Annotated in this window: 16 protein-coding genes and 1 pseudogene; 11 read left to right on the top strand and 6 right to left on the bottom strand. The window is 71.4% G+C overall.

Translation table 11 applies throughout. The features are described from left to right. Positions 1–32 precede the first annotated feature (32 nt). From AX737_RS18330 to AX737_RS18280, 11 genes are all read left to right on the top strand, one after another. Entirely contained in the window at positions 33–1577 is a 1545-nt protein-coding gene (locus tag AX737_RS18330) for a TolC family protein (RefSeq protein ID WP_082773127.1), read from the top strand. Positions 1578–1609: 32 nt separating this feature from the next. After that, the gene (locus AX737_RS18325; protein ID WP_063112023.1) at positions 1610–3031 is read left to right on the top strand and encodes a copper oxidase; all 1422 of its coding nucleotides are present in this window, start codon (positions 1610–1612) and stop codon (positions 3029–3031) included. A 170-nt stretch (positions 3032–3201) separates the two neighbouring features. Beyond that, complete coding sequence (locus AX737_RS18320; RefSeq protein WP_012454462.1) at positions 3202–3486, top strand: copper-binding protein; 285 nt, start codon at positions 3202–3204, stop codon at positions 3484–3486. Between the two features lie 71 nt (positions 3487–3557). Continuing rightward, complete coding sequence (locus AX737_RS18315; protein ID WP_012454463.1) at positions 3558–4268, top strand: copper-binding protein; 711 nt, start codon at positions 3558–3560, stop codon at positions 4266–4268. A 103-nt stretch (positions 4269–4371) separates the two neighbouring features. Next, positions 4372–5010: a c-type cytochrome gene (locus tag AX737_RS18310; protein WP_009864849.1), complete on the top strand. Its 639-nt coding sequence runs from the start codon at positions 4372–4374 to the stop codon at positions 5008–5010. 95 nt (positions 5011–5105) lie between these two features. Then, the gene (locus tag AX737_RS18305) at positions 5106–6191 is read left to right on the top strand and encodes a glycosyltransferase (RefSeq protein WP_012454464.1); all 1086 of its coding nucleotides are present in this window, start codon (positions 5106–5108) and stop codon (positions 6189–6191) included. Positions 6192–6249: 58 nt separating this feature from the next. Next, positions 6250–6630: an adenylosuccinate synthase gene (locus AX737_RS18300; RefSeq protein ID WP_066923919.1), complete on the top strand. Its 381-nt coding sequence runs from the start codon at positions 6250–6252 to the stop codon at positions 6628–6630. Between the two features lie 125 nt (positions 6631–6755). Then, complete coding sequence (locus AX737_RS18295; RefSeq protein WP_012454465.1) at positions 6756–7280, top strand: hypothetical protein; 525 nt, start codon at positions 6756–6758, stop codon at positions 7278–7280. A 420-nt stretch (positions 7281–7700) separates the two neighbouring features. Then, positions 7701–9020 carry an SIR2 family protein gene (locus tag AX737_RS18290; protein ID WP_245293474.1) on the top strand — a complete coding sequence of 440 codons (1320 nt, stop codon included), beginning with the start codon at positions 7701–7703 and terminating at the stop codon, positions 9018–9020. Beyond that, a complete protein-coding gene (locus tag AX737_RS18285) occupies positions 9020–9550 on the top strand; it encodes a hypothetical protein (RefSeq protein ID WP_012454467.1) in 531 nt (176 codons plus the stop codon). The genes AX737_RS18290 and AX737_RS18285 overlap by 1 nt, the downstream gene beginning before the upstream one ends. After that, a complete protein-coding gene (locus AX737_RS18280; RefSeq protein ID WP_066923915.1) occupies positions 9547–11610 on the top strand; it encodes an AAA family ATPase in 2064 nt (687 codons plus the stop codon). Before AX737_RS18285 ends, AX737_RS18280 begins: the two co-directional genes overlap by 4 nt. 279 nt (positions 11611–11889) lie before the next feature. On the opposite strand, the gene AX737_RS18275 is transcribed toward AX737_RS18280, so the two are convergent. From AX737_RS18275 to AX737_RS18250, 6 genes and pseudogenes are all read right to left on the bottom strand, one after another. Continuing rightward, on the bottom strand, positions 11890–12867 hold the full coding sequence (locus AX737_RS18275) for a 3'-5' exonuclease (RefSeq protein WP_012454469.1): 978 nt from the start codon (positions 12865–12867) through the stop codon (positions 11890–11892). A 119-nt stretch (positions 12868–12986) separates the two neighbouring features. Beyond that, a complete protein-coding gene (locus tag AX737_RS18270) occupies positions 12987–13841 on the bottom strand; it encodes a metallophosphoesterase (RefSeq protein ID WP_245293473.1) in 855 nt (284 codons plus the stop codon). A gap of 203 nt (positions 13842–14044) precedes the next feature. After that, positions 14045–15832, bottom strand: a complete 1788-nt coding sequence (locus AX737_RS36015) for an AAA family ATPase (RefSeq protein WP_238231523.1) — start codon at positions 15830–15832, stop codon at positions 14045–14047. A gap of 35 nt (positions 15833–15867) precedes the next feature. Continuing rightward, complete coding sequence (locus AX737_RS18260) at positions 15868–16155, bottom strand: hypothetical protein (RefSeq protein ID WP_009861606.1); 288 nt, start codon at positions 16153–16155, stop codon at positions 15868–15870. Positions 16156–16198: 43 nt separating this feature from the next. Next, a complete protein-coding gene (locus AX737_RS18255) occupies positions 16199–16972 on the bottom strand; it encodes a metallophosphoesterase (RefSeq protein ID WP_012454472.1) in 774 nt (257 codons plus the stop codon). Between the two features lie 75 nt (positions 16973–17047). Beyond that, a pseudogene (locus AX737_RS18250) lies at positions 17048–17393 on the bottom strand (metallophosphoesterase); the annotation flags it as partial.

Here is a 17393-nt window from a genome sequence, read left to right as displayed (position 1 = left end):
CCCCCGGACTAACCCACAAAGGGAACTCACGGATGACCTTGCCTCAGACTCGCGGGTCCGGCGCCCGCCGGGGAGCCGCAGCGTCGCTCGGCCGTCGCGCCCGGACCGCTGCCCTCCTGGCGTCGGTCGGGGTGCCGCTTGGCGGCTGCGTGGGCTTCTCGGCCGACGGCGGTCTCGGACCGGCGCACAGCTACGCCGCCCTGGAGTTGAGGAAGGACATCGTGAAGGTGTCCGACGAGATCGCCGCGACCGGCGCGGCGGCGCGCGCGGACCAGCTGCTGCGGCGCCCCCTGACGCCCGACAGCGCGGTTCAGGTCGCCCTCCTGAAGAACCGCGCCCTGCAGGCGTCCTTCAACGACCTCGGCGTGTCGGAAGCCGAGTTCGTCCAGGCGACCTTGCCGCCGGTCCCCCGGCTCTCCCTCAGCCGGACCGGGGGCGATTTCACGCTGGAGGTCGAGCGCTCCCTCACCGCGAGCCTCATCGAGCTCCTGACGCTGCCCGTCCGCATCCCCATCGCCCAGAACCGTTTCAGGGCGGAGCAGTACCGCACGGTCGGGCAGGTGCTGCGGCTCGCCGGCGAGGCGCGGCGCCAGTTCTATCGCACGGTGTCGGCGAACCAGTCCGTCGCCTACCTGGAGCAGGCGCTCGCGAGCGCCGGCTCCGCCTCCACCCTGGCCAAGCAGCTCGGCGAGACGGGCGCGCTGAACAAGCTGGAGCAGGCGCGCGAGCACGCCTTCTACAGCGAGCTCGGGGCGCAGCTCGCCAAGGCGCGCGTCCTGCAACGGGTCGAGCGCGAGAAGCTGATCCGCCTGCTCGGCCTCTGGGGGCGCGAGATCGACTTCAAGCTTCCGAACGGCCTGCCGTCGCTGCCCGGCCGGTTGGTGAGCGGCACCCAGATCGAGGCCGAGGCAATCAAGAAGCGCGCGGACATCCAGACGGCGCGCTTCGAACTCCAGTCGCTCGCGGGCCAGTACGGCCTCAACCAGGTCAGCGGCTTCATCAACGTGCTCGATGTCGGCTACTCCGACCGCTACGAGCGCGCGAAGGCCTTCGAGCCGAACGAGCAGGGCGGCTTCAACGTCACTCGCGACAAGAGCTTCGGGCGCGGCTACTCCATCGACCTGGTCATCCCGATCTACGACTTCGGGACGACGGTCGTGCGCGGCGCGCGGGAGGCTTATCTCGGCGCCGCCCATCGCCTCGCGGAGAAGGCGGTCAACGCCCGCTCTGAGGTGCGCGAGGCCTACCAGCGCTACCGCGGCCAGTACGACATCACCCGTCACTACCAGGGGAGCGTTCTGCCCCTGCGCAAGACGATCCAGGACCAGGCGTTGCTGCAGTACAGCGGCATGCTGATCGACGTCACCACCCTGATCATCGACGCCCGCTCTCGGATCCTGAGCAACATCCAGGCCATCGAGGCCCAGCGCGACTTCTGGATCGCGGCGACCGACCTCAGGGCGGCCGTCATCGGCGGGGGCTTCACCGGCGAAGGCTTCGGCGGCGAATCGGCCGGGTCCGAGGCGGTGGCCGGCGGCGGTGGCGACACCCTCGCTTCCGCCACGCCCGGCGGCTGATGCCGCATCGCACGAGACCCATGGAGAAACCGATGACTGACATTTCGCGCAGGAACCTGCTCGGGGCCGGCGGACTGGTCCTCGCAGGGACGTCCATGATCAGCGGGCGGACGCAGGCCGCCGGCCTGCCCGAGGCGCCCTCGATGGACAAGGCAACGACACAGCCGCCCCTCGTGCCCACCACCGGGGTGGACTACCAGCCGGTGGTGACGCTGAACGGCTGGACCCTACCCTGGCGCATGCGCGGGGACTGGAAGGAGTTCCACCTCGTGGCCGAACCCGTGGTGCGCGAGATGGCCCCTGGGATGAAGGCCCATCTCTGGGGCTACAACGGCCAGTCGCCGGGTCCGACCATCGAGGCGGTCGAGGGCGACAAGGTCCGCATCTTCGTCACCAACAAGCTGCCGGAGGCGACCGCCGTGCACTGGCACGGCCAGACGCTGCCCAACGGCATGGACGGCGTGGCGGGCCTGAACCAGCCCGGCATCCCGCCGGGCAAGACCTTCGTCTACGAGTTCATCCTCAGGCGCTCGGGCACCTTCATGTACCACCCCCACTCGGACGAGATGGTCCAGATGGCGATGGGCATGATGGGCTTCTTCGTCGTGCATCCGCGCGACCCGGCCGAGCGGCGGGTCGACCGCGATTTCGTCTGGCTCCTGAACGCCTACGACATCGAGGCCGGGTCGTACGTGCCCAAGGTCAACACGATGCTCGACATGAACATGTGGTGCTTCAACAGCCGGGTCTGGCCGGGCATCGACCCCATGGTCGCGCGCCAGGGCGACAAGGTGCGGATGCGCTTCGGCAACCTGACCATGACCAACCACCCGATCCACGTGCACGGGGTCGACTTCAAGGTCACGGGCACCGACGGCGGCTGGATCCCGCCCGAGCGCCAGTGGTTCGAGGTGTCCGCTGACGTCGCGGTCGGCCAGATGCGGGCCATCGAGTTCAACGCCGACAACCTGGGGGACTGGGCGGTCCACTGCCACAAGTCGCACCACACCATGAACGCCATGGGCCACTCGGTGCGCACCTACATCGGCGTGAACCTGAAGAGCACGGCGAAGCGCATCCAGAAGATCGCGCCCGGCTACATGCCGATGGGCTCGACCGGCATGGGCTCCATGGCCGAGATGGAGATGCCGCTGCCCGAGAACACGCTGCCGATGATGACCGGCGCCGGCCCGTTCGGATCGGTCGAGATGGGCGGCATGTTCACCGTGCTGAAGGTCCGCCCCGACGTGGCGCCCGGCGATTACAGGGATCCGGGCTGGTACCAGCACCCAGAGGGCACGCTGGCCTACGAGTGGACCGGCGAGCCCCTGCCCGAGCCGACGCGGGCGCCGGACACGCCCAAGGGCCGGAAAGCCCGCGAGACCGACCTGCGCGTGGTCGACCCGCGCAAGCGCCGGACGGCCTCCAACCCGGGCGGTCACGGAAACCACTGAGCCGGCGATGCCGGATGTCTTCCAAGCTTCCGCCGGAACGACGCCCCGATGCGGGCGGGCACCGGCGGACGGGTTCGGGTGGACCTAGTCCGCCCGAAAGCCGCTGCGCGGGCGCCATCGCCCCTCAACAAGTGCCCGTGCAGCGGCACAACGACCATCAGGAGAATACGATGAGGAAGGTACCTCCCTTCGCCCTCGCCGCGCTGCTGGCTCTGGCGAGCCCGGCCTGGGCTCAATCGGTCAAGGCCACGGTCACGAAGGTCGACCCGGCCGCCGGCAAGGTCACGCTGGACCACGAGCGCATTCCGAAGCTCGACATGGACGCCATGACCATGGCCTACAAGGTCAAGGACCCGGCGATGCTCAAGGACCTGAAGTCCGGGGACAAGGTCGAGTTCGACGTCGACGAGGCCGGCGGCCAGTACACCGTCACCCAGATCCAAAAAGCCAAGTAGCGCCTCGAACGGGCCCGCCGCGCGGGCACGCCCGATCACGCGCGGCGGCCCCATGCCGCGGAGGAAATCACATGCGACGTCTATTGCTGTCGGCCGCCATGAGCGTGGCGCTTGCGAACCCGCTCTCGGGCGGGGCCTGGGCCCAACCCGCCAAGGGTGCCCCGGCCGCCCTGGAGCGCGTGCGCGAGGTCATGGCGGACCGGTTCAAGAACCTCAAGCTGACCGGGGACCCGGATCGGGACTTCGCCGAGCTCCTGATCGCGAGCTACGAGCAGTCCCTCTTCCTCGCCAAGGCGCAGCTCGATTACGGCGGCGACCGGCAGCTGCGCGAGACCGCGCAGAAGATCCAGGACGAGCAGCAGCAGAAGATCGACGCCCTCAAGGAATGGCAGGTCCGGAGCCGGCAGTCGGACTACCGGCCGCAGCCGAACCAGACGCCGTCCGGCGAGGGTCCGCTGGACCGCAAGGCGCAGGCGGGCGGCTCGACCCAGCCCGCGTCGCCGTCGCCCGCGCCGGCGTCCCCCGCCAAGCCTGCCGCGGCCCAGCCCCCTGCCAACACGCCCCTGGTGAGCGGGACCGTCCAGAAGGTCGACGAGGCCGCCGGCAAGGTCACGCTGGACCACGAGCGCATCCCGAACATCGACATGGACGCCATGACGATGGCCTACCGGGTTGCCGACCCTGCCATCCTCAAGGGGGTGAAGGCCGGGGACCGGGTCCGGTTCTCCGCCGACCGGGTGAACGGGCAGCTTGCCATCACGCGCATCCAGAAGGCGCGGTGAGAAGACGGATCCGACGAGAGCGCTCATCCCAGTTCGTCCGACGGCCCCCCCGCACCTGACGCGTGGGCGGCCCGTCTCTGAACCGGTCACTCAGGACACATCCATGCAAACCGCCAAGATCGCCTTCCTCACGTTGCTCTCGGCCGGCATCCTGGCGACGGTCGCCGCCGCGGCCGTGATCTACGCTGGCGTCTTCAACGTCGCCGCGACGGAGCCGCACTGGGCCCTGACCTCGTGGGTGTTGGAGACGGCACGGGTGCGCTCGATCCGAGCCCACGCGGCCGGCCTGCTGCCGCCGGCGGGCTACGACGAACAAGCCAAGCTGGTGCCGGCCGTCGGGCACTTCGCCGAGCATTGCGCCACGTGCCATGGCGGACCGGGCACCAAGCGCAACGAGGTCGCGGAGGGCATGTATCCTGAGCCGCCGAATCTCAAGGAGGCCGCGAAGCGCTACAGTGCGGGCGAGCTGTTCTGGATCCTGAAGAACGGGATCAAGATGAGCGGCATGCCGTCGATGGCGAGCGACGGGGACGAGATGCTTTGGGCGACGGTCGCGCTGCTGCGGAAGCTGCCGGAGATGACCGACGACGAGTACAACGACCTGTGGATGCAGGCACAGGCAGGCGACGCTCATGCCGGAATGAACCACGGCGCCGCCGGGACGGACGGCACGAAGGCAGCGGAGAACCCCTCCAGCACAGCGCAGCCGGACGGCGGCGCGCGCCACAAGCACAACCATTAGCGGGAGCCGTACGACGCCGGCGCCGAGGCAGGGTACTTCCTGTGAATGCTCCACCTGCTTCCGACAGGCCGAGACCTGTTCCGCGTAGAATTCTGATGTACGTGCACGCCCTCGCAGGCGGCGGAGCAGAACGCGTGTGGGCAATCCTCGCCACTGAATTCTGCAAGTTCGGACATGAAGTAGTTGTGGCCGTTGATTACGAGGCCCGGGAAAACATGGCTCATTTGAGCCCCGATGCTCGGCTTGTCGTGTTAGGAGGCGGACATCTACGCTCAACGGCGCGCCTTGCCGGGCTGATACGTCGCGAGCGGCCGGACGTCACGATCTCCGCGCTGGCCTCCTCAAACCTCAAGCACACGGTGGCAGCGGTCCTGGCCGGCCGCTTGCGCCGGAGCGTCATCACGTACCATGGCTATACGGCGAACGAGCGTGGGCTTCTCAGCCGCATCGGCTACCTCGCCACGCCGCTTCTCACCCGGATGGCCGCTCGTACAATCGCCGTCTCGGACGGGCTTGCCCGATACCTGCAGGAGAGGCTTGCGGCCAATCCGAGCCGCTTGAGCCGGATCTACAATCCGGTCCTCTCTGATCGCGTGGCGGAGAAGGCACCCAACCGGACCGTGCCGGTCATCCTTTCCGTGGGTCGCCTGGACCATGCGAAGGATCATCAGACCCTCCTGCGCGCCTTCGCCAAGGTACGACAACCGAGCGCGCGCTTGGTGATCCTCGGCGAGGGGGTCGAGTATGCGCGTCTCGAAGCCGAGATCGACCGCCTCGGCCTGTCCGGCCGGGTCGAGCTTCGCGGCTACGTCATGGAACCCTGGCCGGCCTTTGCGGAGGCGAGTTGTCTCGTTCTGTCCTCACGCGTCGAGGCCTTCGGTCTTGCCGTGGTTGAGGCCCTAGCCCACGGCATGCCGGTCGTCGCGACGGATTGCGACGGGCCGCGCGAGATCCTGCTCGACCCGGCGCTTGGGGTTATCGTTCCGGTCGGCGACGCCACGAAGATGGCCGAGGCTATCGAAGCCGTCTTGGAAGATCCGGGCGACGCTGAGAGACGCCGGCGGCGCGCGGCTGACTTCTCCCCGCGGCGCGCGGCCACGGCCTACGACGCCTTGTTCGAGGCAGTTGTGGAACGGGATAGCAGTCTTCGCCCCTCCCTGTTCGGGCGACATGGAACCTAGAAAACCGCGCCGAAGACGCGTTTACCACCGATTTCTGGCTTGTTACGAGGAAAGCACGATGAAGCTCTTCGCGATTCCGTTGGTTCTTGCCCTCAGCCTCGCATCCGGTTCTGCCCTCGCCCATGGCGAGGCACCCAAGGCCGCGCACGGCGGCCTCGTGCAGGAGGCCCAGGAGCTCTGGCTGGAACTCGTGGTGAAGGACACCGACGTCACCGTCTACGTCCTGGACGAGATGCGCAAGCCCGTTCCGGCGGCCCAGGTCTCGGGCACCGCAACGGTGCTCGTCGGCGGCAAGAGCTACAAGATCGACCTCAGCCCGGCCGGCTCCAACAGCGTGCAGGGCAAGCTGCCCGTCGCGGCGAGTGGCCAGGTCGTGGCAACGGTTTCGCTCAAGGTCGGCGGCAAGGCCGCCTCCGCGCGGTTCACCAACAAGGCTTGAGCGGCCGGGATCACGAAGCCGCCGCAGGTGCGGTAACGGTCGGCGAAGCGGCTAGCTGTCAGGCAGGCCGTTCGCCGGTCGCCCCAGGAAGCCCCGGCCCGGCCTGCGGTCGCGAGCCTGCCGACATGACACCGGCCGCCTTCATCGATGCCCTGGCGGCGCTTCGCTTCCGTGACGCGTTCAACCCCTACGCCGTGGTCTGTCCGGATCACGACGGGGCCGACGCCCCGCAGATCCGGAGGGAGAACCTGCGGCTCGTTCCGGAGGCGGCCCTCGCGGGAGGCGTCGATCCGATCTGGATAGCGCGCGACCTCGGGTATCGCGGCGGGCGGCGCACTGGCCTGGCGCTCACGGACGAGGCTCACCTCCCCGCCCATGCCGGCCTCCATGGGCAGTTGCCGCTCTCACGGGCCGCCCGGGGGCCGGCGGTGGCCGAGCGCACCGCGACGGTGACCTGGCAGGTCCTCCGGCACCTGCGGCGCCCGGTCTTCCTCTGGAATGTCTTCCCGCTCCACCCGCACGCCTCCGGCGGCCCGCTTCCCAATCGCTGCCACAGCCGGTCTCGAACGGCAGGCTTCCCCCCACCTCCTCGAATGGCTGGTCTCGGAACCGCGCCCTCGCACCATGGTCGCTATCACGAGGGACGCTGAGGCGGCCCTGGCGGATTTGGGCATGACGGCCGAGCGGGTCCGCCACCCCAGCTACGGTGGCTAGGGCGAGTTCATCGCCCTGATGGGAGAGTTGTACGGCTTGCCCGCCAAGGTCCAGCGCGAGGTGCAGCCGACGCTGCCTTGAGGGCGGGACAGCCGCCGGGCCTTGCCCAGAGAAGCCATGCGGGCCCGCGCCTCGGACCTGTCTCGCCAGACCCATCAGCCGCCCCGGCCCGGAACAGGCGGCCTGAAACCTTGTCGCCGAGACGACAGCGCGCAACCTACGCCGGCGCGACTTTCTGGGCCGACGGTTCGATGCGCGTGCGGCGTGGGCGAGAGAAGCTGGGTCGCCTTACTTTGCCTTGAGTGTGATCTCGGTCTACGCCACCGTAAAGGTTCGCGAGGCAAGGGAGGAACGGGTTGGACGCGGCGGTTCGTGCGCGATTGCTCGCCTCCATGGAAGCGGGGCGCCTCGTCATACTCTGCGGTGCCGGATTGTCGATGGCGCCGCCGAGCTCCCTACCGTCGGCATGGTCCGTGGCCACCAGTTGCTACGACCGGTATGTCATGAGCATCGACCCCGCGTGCCCGCCGGGGTTGCGCGGCGACCTGGAAGCCTTGGCGGAGATCTTCGCGAGGGACGACACCCTCGGCTCGGTCTTCATCGAGGCCCTCGTTCCCTGGGAGAGTTTCGTCAGGCCGCCGAACGCCGGCCACGCGGCGGTGGCGGACTTCCTGATCACGCGCATGGCTGCCGGCGCCGTATCGGCGAACTACGACAACCTGATCGAGCGCCGCGCACAGGATTACGGGTTCGACCTCGCCGCCTCGCTCGACGGCGACGAGGCCACCGTGCGGGCCCGCATGCACGCGCCCTTGCTCAAGTTCCATGGCTGCTCGGTGCGCGAGCGGCGCGCCACCGTCTGGACGGCGTCGCAGCTCACCGAGGACGGCGTGATCGCCGCGCGCATCGCCAAGACCAAGACCTGGATGGCGGCGAACCTGCGCGAGAAGGACCTGCTCGTCGTCGGCTTCTGGTCGGACTGGTCCTACCTCAATGCCGTTCTCGCCGAGGCGATGACGGGCGTCGCGCCGCTGTCGGTGACCCTGGTCGACCTCGCGGGCGAGGACGTCCTGCAGGCCAAGGCCCCCGAGCTCTGGACGTTGGCCAATTCGGCGAACGTCCGCTTCGCGCATGTCAGGCGCTCGGGGGCCGAGGTCCTCGACGAACTCCGCCGGGCGTTCTCCCGGGCTTACCTCCGCAAGGTGCTGCACGCCGGACGCGCCGCGGTGGAGAGGGAGACGGGGGCGGCGTGCGAATCGGCCTGGCTCGATCCCCCCGATCTGGGCAGCGAGGACCTCTACGGCCTTCGTCGGGACGCCGAAGGCGTGCCGGCCACCGCCGCCGCGACCTTGCGGAACCCCGGCCCTTCCGAAGTCTTGGGCTACGCGCACCTGTTGCTGCGCCGTGCCGGCGCCGTCCAGACCTCCGTCGGCTATGATCTCGCCGGCCGCCGGGTCAGGGTCGTGAACGGTTCGGGTACGCTGCTCCAGACGACGCAGGACCGGTTCAGGGAGACACCGTTCGAGGTCGCCGACGTCGTGGTCTGCGCCGGCGCCGTCGACGTCGGCCTGCCGGTGAACCTCGTGCGGGAGGGGCGCCCGGGCGACATCATCCGGCCGGGCGCTTCGGCGGCGTGGCTCGACCTTCCCGCGGCACGCCAGGAGCTCGGTGTGTGATGGACATCGCGACCCAATCCGAGGTGCTGCTCCGCTCGGCCGGCTACGAGACTTGGACCTGGCCGGGCGGCAGCGTGCCGGTCGTCTGCTTCGAGAATGCGTCCGTCGCCGGCTTCCTGCACGTCTTCGGGAGCGGCGAGAGCCTGCTCGCCGACTGGCGGCAGGTCCAGCAGGCCACGCTCGGCCGACATGCGGCCTCGCTGCGGTCCGCGGGCGCCAAGGCCTGGAACGTCTACGCCTTGTTCCTGGCCGGCGGTGCCGAACCCGGCCTCGCGCGGCAGATCGAGCGGATCGAGGAGAACTTCTCCATGACCCGCAAGATCGCGCGCGGCGACCTGCGCACGGCGGCCGACCTGCGAAGGACGTTGTTGCCCCTCCTGCCGGTTCTCAGCGCGCCCGTGATCGGCGGCGCCGACTACCGCGCCCGTCTGCGGTCGCGGTTGAGCGACGTTCCGGACGCCGCGGTGGCCGCCTTCCTGGGCGCCGCGAGCGCTTCCGACGTGGCGCGCATCCTGGTGGATGCGCCATGAGGCTCGACTACCTCGAACTGTGCGGCTTCCGGGGCTTCCGGGAGCGCCAACGCGTGGATTTCGGCCCCGGCTTTACCGTCATCTGCGGACGCAACGGCGTCGGGAAGAGCACGCTGTGCGACGCGGTCGAGTTCGCGCTCACGGGCCAGATCGACAAGTACCTCGTCGACAAGGCGGCCAGGGAGAGCCTCGACGACTATGTCTGGTGGCGCGGCGAGGGGCAGCCGGAGGCGCACTTCGTCACGGTGGGGTTCCGTGCCGATGACGGGAGCGGCTTTGCCGTGACGCGCTCGCGCGAGACCGGCGCCGACCGGGACGCGGCCCGCATCGAGGCACTGCTCTGCGTCCCGGGCGCGAAGCCCGAGCGGGCGCTGCAGCAGGTCTGCAGGACCTCCATCATCCGCGACGAATGGATCGCGGCGCTCAGCCTCGACCTGACGGAAACGCAGCGCTTCGAGCTCGTGCGGGCGGCGCTGGGCGCCATCGAAGGCCCGGATTACGCCGCCAAGGCGCGCGAGGTCATGTCCTCCGCCGAGGGCGCGCACAATACGGCCGCGCACGCCTACGAGGAGGCGCGCGCGCGCCTGACGGCGGCGTTGACCGATCTGGAGGAGACCCGGGACGTCGCCCTGCAGGCCGGCGACATCGCCGCCGCCCTGTCCAGCCTGGACGGACTGACGCCGGCCGGCGGCCAGGACTTGGGCAGCCGGGTCGCGGCGGCGCGGCAGGCGCTGGCCCGCCGCCGGCTGAGCCTCGGCGAGATGGGTGGGGTCGCGGACGAGGTTCGCGCGGTGACCGCGCTGCGCGACACGGTCGCCGGCCCCGATTTCCGCGCGGGCCGGGACGCGGCGGCGGTGGCGGCGGCCGAGGCCGAGGCCGCGGTCCGGGCGGCCCGCCACGCGCTGGAGGCTGCCGAGGCGCGCCTTCACAAGGAGCAGGAGACCGACGCGCTCGCCGCGTCGCTGGCCATCCTGGTCGACCATGGCAGCCGGGTCGGGCTTCATGACGACCGCTGCCCGCTCTGTCGCGCGCCGCAAGACGCCTCCGAATTCGAGACGGGGCTCGCGGCTGCGCGCGAGCGGCTCGCCGCCCGGCGCTCGGGGGTGCCGGAGGCGCGCGCCGAACTCGCGGCGGCCCGGACCCGGCACGAGGCCGCGGCCGAGATCCTGCGGGAGACCGAGGCGGCGGTCCTCCGGTTCGCGTCCGCCGAGGCCGAGCTGTCGGCCCGCGAAGAGGCGCTGTCGGCCGAGCTCGTGCGACGCTCGCTGGACGGGAAGCTCGCGCACGACGCCGGCGCCCTCGACGCGGCCGTGCAGGCCGAACGGAGCCGGTTGATCGACCTGGAGCGGAGCATCCTCACCTTGGAAGCCTCGCAGGCGGTGGAACGCGTGACGGACCTAGAAGCGCATCTCGAAGCGCTCCGGGTGGAAGCCGACGCCGCGGCGGACCGGCTCGCGCGGGCCCGCGCGGCCGTGACCGCCGCCCGGACGCTGGACCGTACCGTCCGCAGGACGAATGCCGAGATCATCGACGAGCGCCTCGCGGTCATCAGCCCGCTGCTGAACGAGCTGTATCAACGGCTCCGCCCGCACTCCGAGTGGCGCACCATCGATTACGGCATACGCGGCGACGTGAAGCGCTTCCTGAGCTTGAGGGTCGGCAACGGGCTGAACCCGCAATTCGTGTTCAGCAGCGGGCAGAGGCGTGCGGCCGGCCTGGCCTTCCTCCTCTCCGTTCACCTGTCCCGACCGTGGTGCACCTGGCGGACGCTCATGCTCGACGACCCGGTCCAGCACATCGACGATTTCCGGGCCCTGCACCTCGTCGAGGTGCTCTCAGCCCTGCAGCGATCGGGCCGGCAGATCGTCTGTGCCGTCGAGGATCCGTCGCTGGCTGAGTTGCTGTGCCGGCGCCTGATCAGCGAGCCCACGTCGCCCGGCCGGCGTCACGACCTGGATCTGGTTTCCGGGGGCGGGGCCTCGATCACCCGCTCGACGGATATCGCACCGGCAATGGCCGGCGTGCTCGGGAGGACCAGGGACCTGAGTGCGGCCGGCTGAAACGGCGCGGGTATCCGCCGGCGTCGCGGCCCATCCGGCCGGGGCAAGTGTCCCACCCGCGATAGACGCGCCCGTACCCTCGACGACGGAAGGCTGCGCGCGTGCGACGGCCGTGCTCGCCGCGACCCATCGGCGATGGGGACGTCCGTCGGGACAGGCCGGCGGTGCCAGCGCTCCCCACGGCGGCGGCCCGGTCCCAGTCGTTGGCCCCGCCGACCAAGCCCTCGTCGCCGGCGAGCCCGTCCCGGTCGTGCGCGGGAGCGTCCAGGCCGGCCGACCTCAGCCCGCCACGGCGGGCCAAGCCTGCGGCGGCCGGGAGACGAAGGCGGACCGGGATTCGGTCGCCCGCCGCCATGCGTCCACGAAGGCACCGAGGTGCGGGCGCGCCGCCCGTTCGGACTCCAGGTACCGGATCAGGCCGTCGATGGCAGCGTCGTGGGCCTCCGGGCCGGTCCTTCCGGTGAGGTGCGCCCAGCGCAGGTACAGCACGAAGAGGTTCAGGCAGTCGGTCTCGCAATAGGCCCGCACGCGCCCGATCTCGCCGCGGGCGATCATGGCGGCGACCTGCGAGCCGTGCTCGCCCAGCTTCCCGGGCAGGGCCAGGAGCCCGGCGGCCTCCTCCAGGGTCAGCCGCGCGCAGGCCCCGAACTCGGCCAGGACCTCCATCAGGTCCGCGTGCCAGTCTACGGCGTAGCGGTGGCCGTAGCCGTCCCACTTGGTCCCCCTCCTGTACCAGGAGGGCACCGCGATACCGTGCATCAACGAGCGCAGCAGGAGCGTGGGGAGGTCGAAGCTGCGGCCGTTCCAGGTGACGACCCTGTAGCGGCCGGCCGCGAAGAACTTCCAGAAGGCCCGCAGCAGGCGCTCCTCATCCCATCCAGGCTCGCCCCCGCTCCGGCACGACCGGATCTGGTATGCCTCGGTTCCGGTCGCCGCGTCGCGGGCGATGGCTGCCTCGACGAAGGAGACCGCGACCACCTTGTGCCAGGCCGCCTTCGGAAATTTCTCGGACGGCCAATCCGACGGAACCTGCTCCTCGTCGGGCACCGTCTCGATATCGAGGACGAGCAACGCCTGGTGGAGGCCGGCCGGCTCCGCGACGCCGGTCCGCGCCTCCGGCCGGTCCGGACGGTGTCTCTGAGGCGCCGCGGGGGCGTGGCCGTCGAGCAACGTCGCGCCCGCGGCGAGGCGGGCCGCGCCGCCCGGCGCCTGGAGTCCGGGGCGCGCGGTCACGTTCGCGATGGCGTTGAGGGACATGTCGAGACCTTTCCGGGTTCGCGCCGCGGCGGGCTGCGGGAGGCGGGGCTCAAAGGGGCTTCCCGTGGTCCGCGGCAGCCCTCGCAGGCTCGCTGGGCGGAAAACGGAGGGGAGAGGGTTCAGACGCAGACGACGAGCGCCGGGTCGAAAGCCCGGTTGCCCTGCCTCCGCCATGGATTGGCCAGCACCCGGGTCCTTCCGATGTGATAGTCCGCCGCCGCCGGCACGCGGCCGTGGACCCAGAGCGCCGGCGCGCCCCATGCCCGGAGGACGTCCTCCAGGTCGGACGCGAAGGTCGTGGCCTCCCACTCCTCGCACTGCCACTCCGGCCAGCCCGGATGCAGCGAACGCGCCGACGGCGCGTGGTGGGTCAGGACCACGGCCCGGTCGCCGGGACGCACCCCGGCGGCCAGCGATGATGGCGGGACCGAGATGCCGTTGGACTGGATAACGACGCTCGTGAGGAAGTCCTCGATGTAGGCGCGTGACCGGGCATGGGCACCGGCCGCGTCGTACGGGCCCCAGGTCCGGTCGCGCTCCGCCAAAATGTTGTCGCCGCCCCGCCACATGTTGCGCGCGCGCGCCCGCGCGCCGCCGGCGTATGCCGCACCGCCGAGCGCCCAGTCGGTCCAGAGCGTCGCCCCCACAACGTGGACGGCAGCCCCCCGCCCGTCGTCGAGCCGGACGGCCTCATCCATCAGCACGGTGATCCCGAGTTCACGCCCCCTCTCGCGCCCGAGCCGCAGGGTCTCGTGCGGAGGCAAGCCGCCGCGGTACTCGCTGATCCCCGGCACCAGCACCACGGGTCGGCCGGCCCTCCGGTCGCCGAGCGCCCCGGCGAGCCACTCGACCGCGGCCACCAGCCCCTCGGAGATCCCGCCGGCGACCAGCAGGGCGTCATGGTCCGGAAGCGGATCCGGCAGGGCGAACGCGCCGTCGCGGACGGCGAGGTCGGACATGATCCAGAGCCGCATCCCCTCCGACCGGGCGGGAAGCAGGGGGGTCCGCGCGTTGGAGGCCGCGGTCGCGTCCAGGCTGCGGCGGGCGCGCCCGGGCCGGAAGACCGGGGGCAGGACATACGGTTCGGGCAGGATGCGGCCTGACAATGTCCGGGGTTCTCCGTCGCGAAGCGGCGGGCAGGGGCGCCGGCCGCGCTGTGGGGTGGGGCGAGTGGCGGTCAGTGCCTGACGGCCGCCTGCTCCCGGTGGCGCAGCAAGACGTCCAGCATCCGGCGGAGGCGGCGCACCGAACCGCCCCGCCACGCCCTGCGGAGGACCCTCACCTCCTCGCCCGTCAGCCCCTGGACCCAGCGCGGGTCGGTCCCGCGCTCGGCCGCGGCCTGGGCGAGCAGGGCGGGGAGCAGCGCCTCAAGATGCTCGGGACCTGGATGCGGGAACTCGATCCGCCTCAGCCTGTCGAGCAGGGGCGCCGGCAAGTTCCAGTCCACGTTCGCCGTCGCCACCACGGAGACCCAGGAGAGGTCGAGCTCCGCCTGCACGCAGGGGTCGGGGAACCGTGCGGCGGTCTCGGGCTCTAGGAAGGAAATCATGCCATCCCAGAGCCGTCCGTAGTCGCTGCGGGTCGGTGCCTTGTCCACCTCGTCCACCAGGACGAGGGGGTTGGCTTGCAGGAACCGGTTCACCGCCATGAACGGTCGCGCCGGCTCGGCGGAGTACCACCGCCGCTCCGTGCCGCCGAAGCTCGCCCCGGCGTCGTTCGAGCCGTCGACCCGGAAGACCCCGGTCCCGAGCTCCTCGCCCAACCGGCGGACGAAGCGCGACTTCCCGCTGCCGGGCGGGCCCACGATGAGGAGGTGGCCGAGGCGGACGAACGGCTTGCCCACCAGATCGCATAGGACGAAATCGACGGCCCCGCCCGCCTGGGGGAACTCGTAGAGCAGCCGGCGCCGGACGCGCACGAGATCGGGCGTCGGGACCAACGGGAGGGGCTTGGCGATGGACTTCTCGTACCCCTTGGTCACGTCGCGGCCCTTGCCGGAGCCGGTGGCGCCGATGGCCGGACAGACCAGGACGTGTCCCTCGGGCACGCCCGCGTCGGGCTCGTCCGCCGGCGCGGGCGCGGCGCTCCCGGGCATCTCGGCGGTCTTGCGCGCGGCGGCCAGCTCGGCGCGCCTGCGCTCGGCGGCGCGGGCGCGCCGCTCGACGGGTCCGAGCGCCGCCTCGCCGAACCGGAGCGCCGCGCTCCCGATCCCCTCAGTCCCGTAGTAGCGCTCGGTCTCGCCGACGGCGAGCGCGGACAGGCCGAGCGCCAGGGCGCGGGCCTGCACCCGCAGGTCCGCGATGGCCGCGTCGATGGCCTCGACCCACGCCCGGCGCAGAACCTCGGCCCGGGCGTCCTCGGGCATGGGCAAGGGCAGGAGTCCGTGCCGGCCCGCCTCGGCCGAGACGAAGTTGTCGTCGTCGTCGTCGAACTCTTCCGCCATGTCGAGGAGCCGGAGGATCGCCGCGCTCTCGTCGATGCGCGGCAGCTCCCGCCATATCGAGGCGGCCAAGCGCGCCGCGGCCGACCGGTCGGCGGGCGAGGCGGTCAACACGAGGACCGCGTCCGCGATCTCCCGGACCGTGACGGAGTCGTGGGCGGCCGCGAACCCGTCGAGGAGGCCGACGAGCGTGCGGGCCTCCGAGGGATGGACCTCTGACGGCCGCTCATCGCGGCCGTCAGAGCGCAACCTCAGGACGCGCCTGAGCAGGGCCCTGGGGCCCCGCGGCGCCGTCCCGGCGGCCATCTCCGGAAGGTCGTCGTGGATGTCCCGCGCCGGTCCTTGCGCGATCCAGGCCAGGACCGCCTCGCCGAGGCCGGCGTCGACGGCCCCCGCGTCGCGCGCCAGCATCACCGGCACCCGACCGTACAAGCCGTCGGGATCTAGGCCCGCACGCAGGATGCGCGGCAGGTGGCGCAGGACGATCCTGCGCGCGAGGCTCGGGGGTACGACAGGACCGGTCAAAGGAAATTCGTCCTCCATCTTCGTGGTCCGACGCGTCAGGCTTCGCCGCGCTGGCCGAGGCGCAGCCAGCCCTCCTCCGTCAGCGCCCATCTGAGGTTCGGGTCGAGCGCCCACATCCGGCCCGTGAGCACGGCGCTCCCGTCGATCACGCCGACGATGGCGGGAAGCGGCTGCGAGGCGGGCACCCAGCCCTCGACGAGGGGGGCCCACGCGAGCTCCCTGCGGATCGGCGACGCCCCCGCGACGACCCGCTCCAGGCGGCCGAGCAGCGTGCGCAGGGCGGCGACCTGCTCGTGCAGGTCGGCCGGAAGGTAGGCGGTCATCCAAGTCCCCCGTTTGCCGCGACGCCCGATGCGGGAGGCGTCCTCACGCGCCGACCTCCACCACGAGATCCGCGCGGAAGGCCGGGTTCTCGGAGCCGTACCCGCGGGGGTTGCAGATCACCCGTGTGGCGGCGTGCACGTAGTCGAGGCTGGCGTGGACGTGACCGTGAACCCAGAGGGCGGGGCGCCGGTCCTCGATCATCGGCCCGAGATCGGAGACGAAGGCCGGGTTCAGCGGGTCGCCGGCGAAGACCGGCGCGACGGAGGCCGGTGCCGGGCCGTGGTGCGTGACCACCACCTGGGGCAACCCGCCGGGGGTCTCCCGGAGGACGGCGTCCAGGAAGGCGCGCGAGGCCTCGTGCAGGCCGAGCGCCTCCTCCGGGCGGAAGGGCCGCCGCGCGTGGCCCCAGCGGATGCGCCGGTGGTCGTTGAGGCCACGGCCGGCGGCGTCCATCGCCGCCCGCCGCCGTTCAAGGCCATCGAGCGCATAGTCGGTCCAGAGGGTGGCCCCGCAGAACCGGACGCCGCCGAGCGCGACCGCCTCGTCCTCCAACAGGTGAATGCCGGCGGCTTGCGCGGCGGCACGGCCCAGCGCGAGTTCCTCGCCGTGGATGCGGCGGTAAAACTCGTGGTTGCCGGCGACCATCACGACCGGCATGTGGCGTCCGAGCGCTTCGGCCGCCCAGTCCACCGCGGCGCCCAGCCCCTCGCAGACGTCGCCCGCGACGACCACCACGTCGGCTTCGGGGATACGGGCCGGGTTCCACGGTGGCCCTCCCACTCCTTGGTGGAGGTCCGACAGGATCCAGATGCGCATGGGTGCCGTCCTTGGGCGATTGGGATGCGGGGCAGGGGTTCTCGGCCGGCGCCGGGGCGAACCGGTCCCGGTCGGTCACGGCCGCGGCGCCGGCGGGACGCGCGGCACCCAGGCCGCCCACCGCGCGGCGAGTTCGACCAGGTGACGCTCGTCCGGACGTCGGCGCGCCAATCGCCTCAGCGCGCTTGCGAGGACGACCGGGGCGGTTCGATCACCGCACAAGGCACGCAGCAGCAGGGCGCTCGCGACGGTGTCGGCCGCCGGTCCGCTCACCCCTTCCAGGCGCAGGACCGTGAGCGCGATGCGCGTGGTCGCGACCGGATCGCCCCGGAGCGCGGCGTCCCAGCGTCGCCGGGCGCAAGGGGGTTCGACCGCGCGCAACACCATGAGGAGCGACCGCGCCGTCGCGGGACCGAGGGAC

The sequence above is a fragment of the Methylobacterium sp. CCH5-D2 genome, from assembly GCF_001556475.1.
Lineage (GTDB): Bacteria > Pseudomonadota > Alphaproteobacteria > Rhizobiales > Beijerinckiaceae > Methylobacterium > Methylobacterium hispanicum.
The sequence above is the reverse complement of the archived record's forward strand: the minus strand, read 5'-3'. Positions and strand labels throughout refer to the sequence as shown.

What these genes read in the sequence shown, in the direction of transcription:
- AX737_RS18330 (WP_082773127.1), top strand. Translation starts at nt 33, where the DNA reads ATGACCTTGCCTCAGACTCGCGGGTCCGGCGCCCGCCGGGGAGCCGCA.
- AX737_RS18325 (WP_063112023.1), top strand. Translation starts at nt 1,610, where the DNA reads ATGACTGACATTTCGCGCAGGAACCTGCTCGGGGCCGGCGGACTGGTC.
- AX737_RS18320 (WP_012454462.1), top strand. Translation starts at nt 3,202, where the DNA reads ATGAGGAAGGTACCTCCCTTCGCCCTCGCCGCGCTGCTGGCTCTGGCG.
- AX737_RS18315 (WP_012454463.1), top strand. Translation starts at nt 3,558, where the DNA reads ATGCGACGTCTATTGCTGTCGGCCGCCATGAGCGTGGCGCTTGCGAAC.
- AX737_RS18310 (WP_009864849.1), top strand. Translation starts at nt 4,372, where the DNA reads ATGCAAACCGCCAAGATCGCCTTCCTCACGTTGCTCTCGGCCGGCATC.
- AX737_RS18305 (WP_012454464.1), top strand. Translation starts at nt 5,106, where the DNA reads ATGTACGTGCACGCCCTCGCAGGCGGCGGAGCAGAACGCGTGTGGGCA.
- AX737_RS18300 (WP_066923919.1), top strand. Translation starts at nt 6,250, where the DNA reads ATGAAGCTCTTCGCGATTCCGTTGGTTCTTGCCCTCAGCCTCGCATCC.
- AX737_RS18295 (WP_012454465.1), top strand. Translation starts at nt 6,756, where the DNA reads ATGACACCGGCCGCCTTCATCGATGCCCTGGCGGCGCTTCGCTTCCGT.
- AX737_RS18285 (WP_012454467.1), top strand. Translation starts at nt 9,020, where the DNA reads ATGGACATCGCGACCCAATCCGAGGTGCTGCTCCGCTCGGCCGGCTAC.
- AX737_RS18280 (WP_066923915.1), top strand. Translation starts at nt 9,547, where the DNA reads ATGAGGCTCGACTACCTCGAACTGTGCGGCTTCCGGGGCTTCCGGGAG.
- AX737_RS18275 (WP_012454469.1), bottom strand. Translation starts at nt 12,867, where the DNA reads ATGTCCCTCAACGCCATCGCGAACGTGACCGCGCGCCCCGGACTCCAG.
- AX737_RS18270 (WP_245293473.1), bottom strand. Translation starts at nt 13,841, where the DNA reads ATGCGGCTCTGGATCATGTCCGACCTCGCCGTCCGCGACGGCGCGTTC.
- AX737_RS18260 (WP_009861606.1), bottom strand. Translation starts at nt 16,155, where the DNA reads ATGACCGCCTACCTTCCGGCCGACCTGCACGAGCAGGTCGCCGCCCTG.
- AX737_RS18255 (WP_012454472.1), bottom strand. Translation starts at nt 16,972, where the DNA reads ATGCGCATCTGGATCCTGTCGGACCTCCACCAAGGAGTGGGAGGGCCA.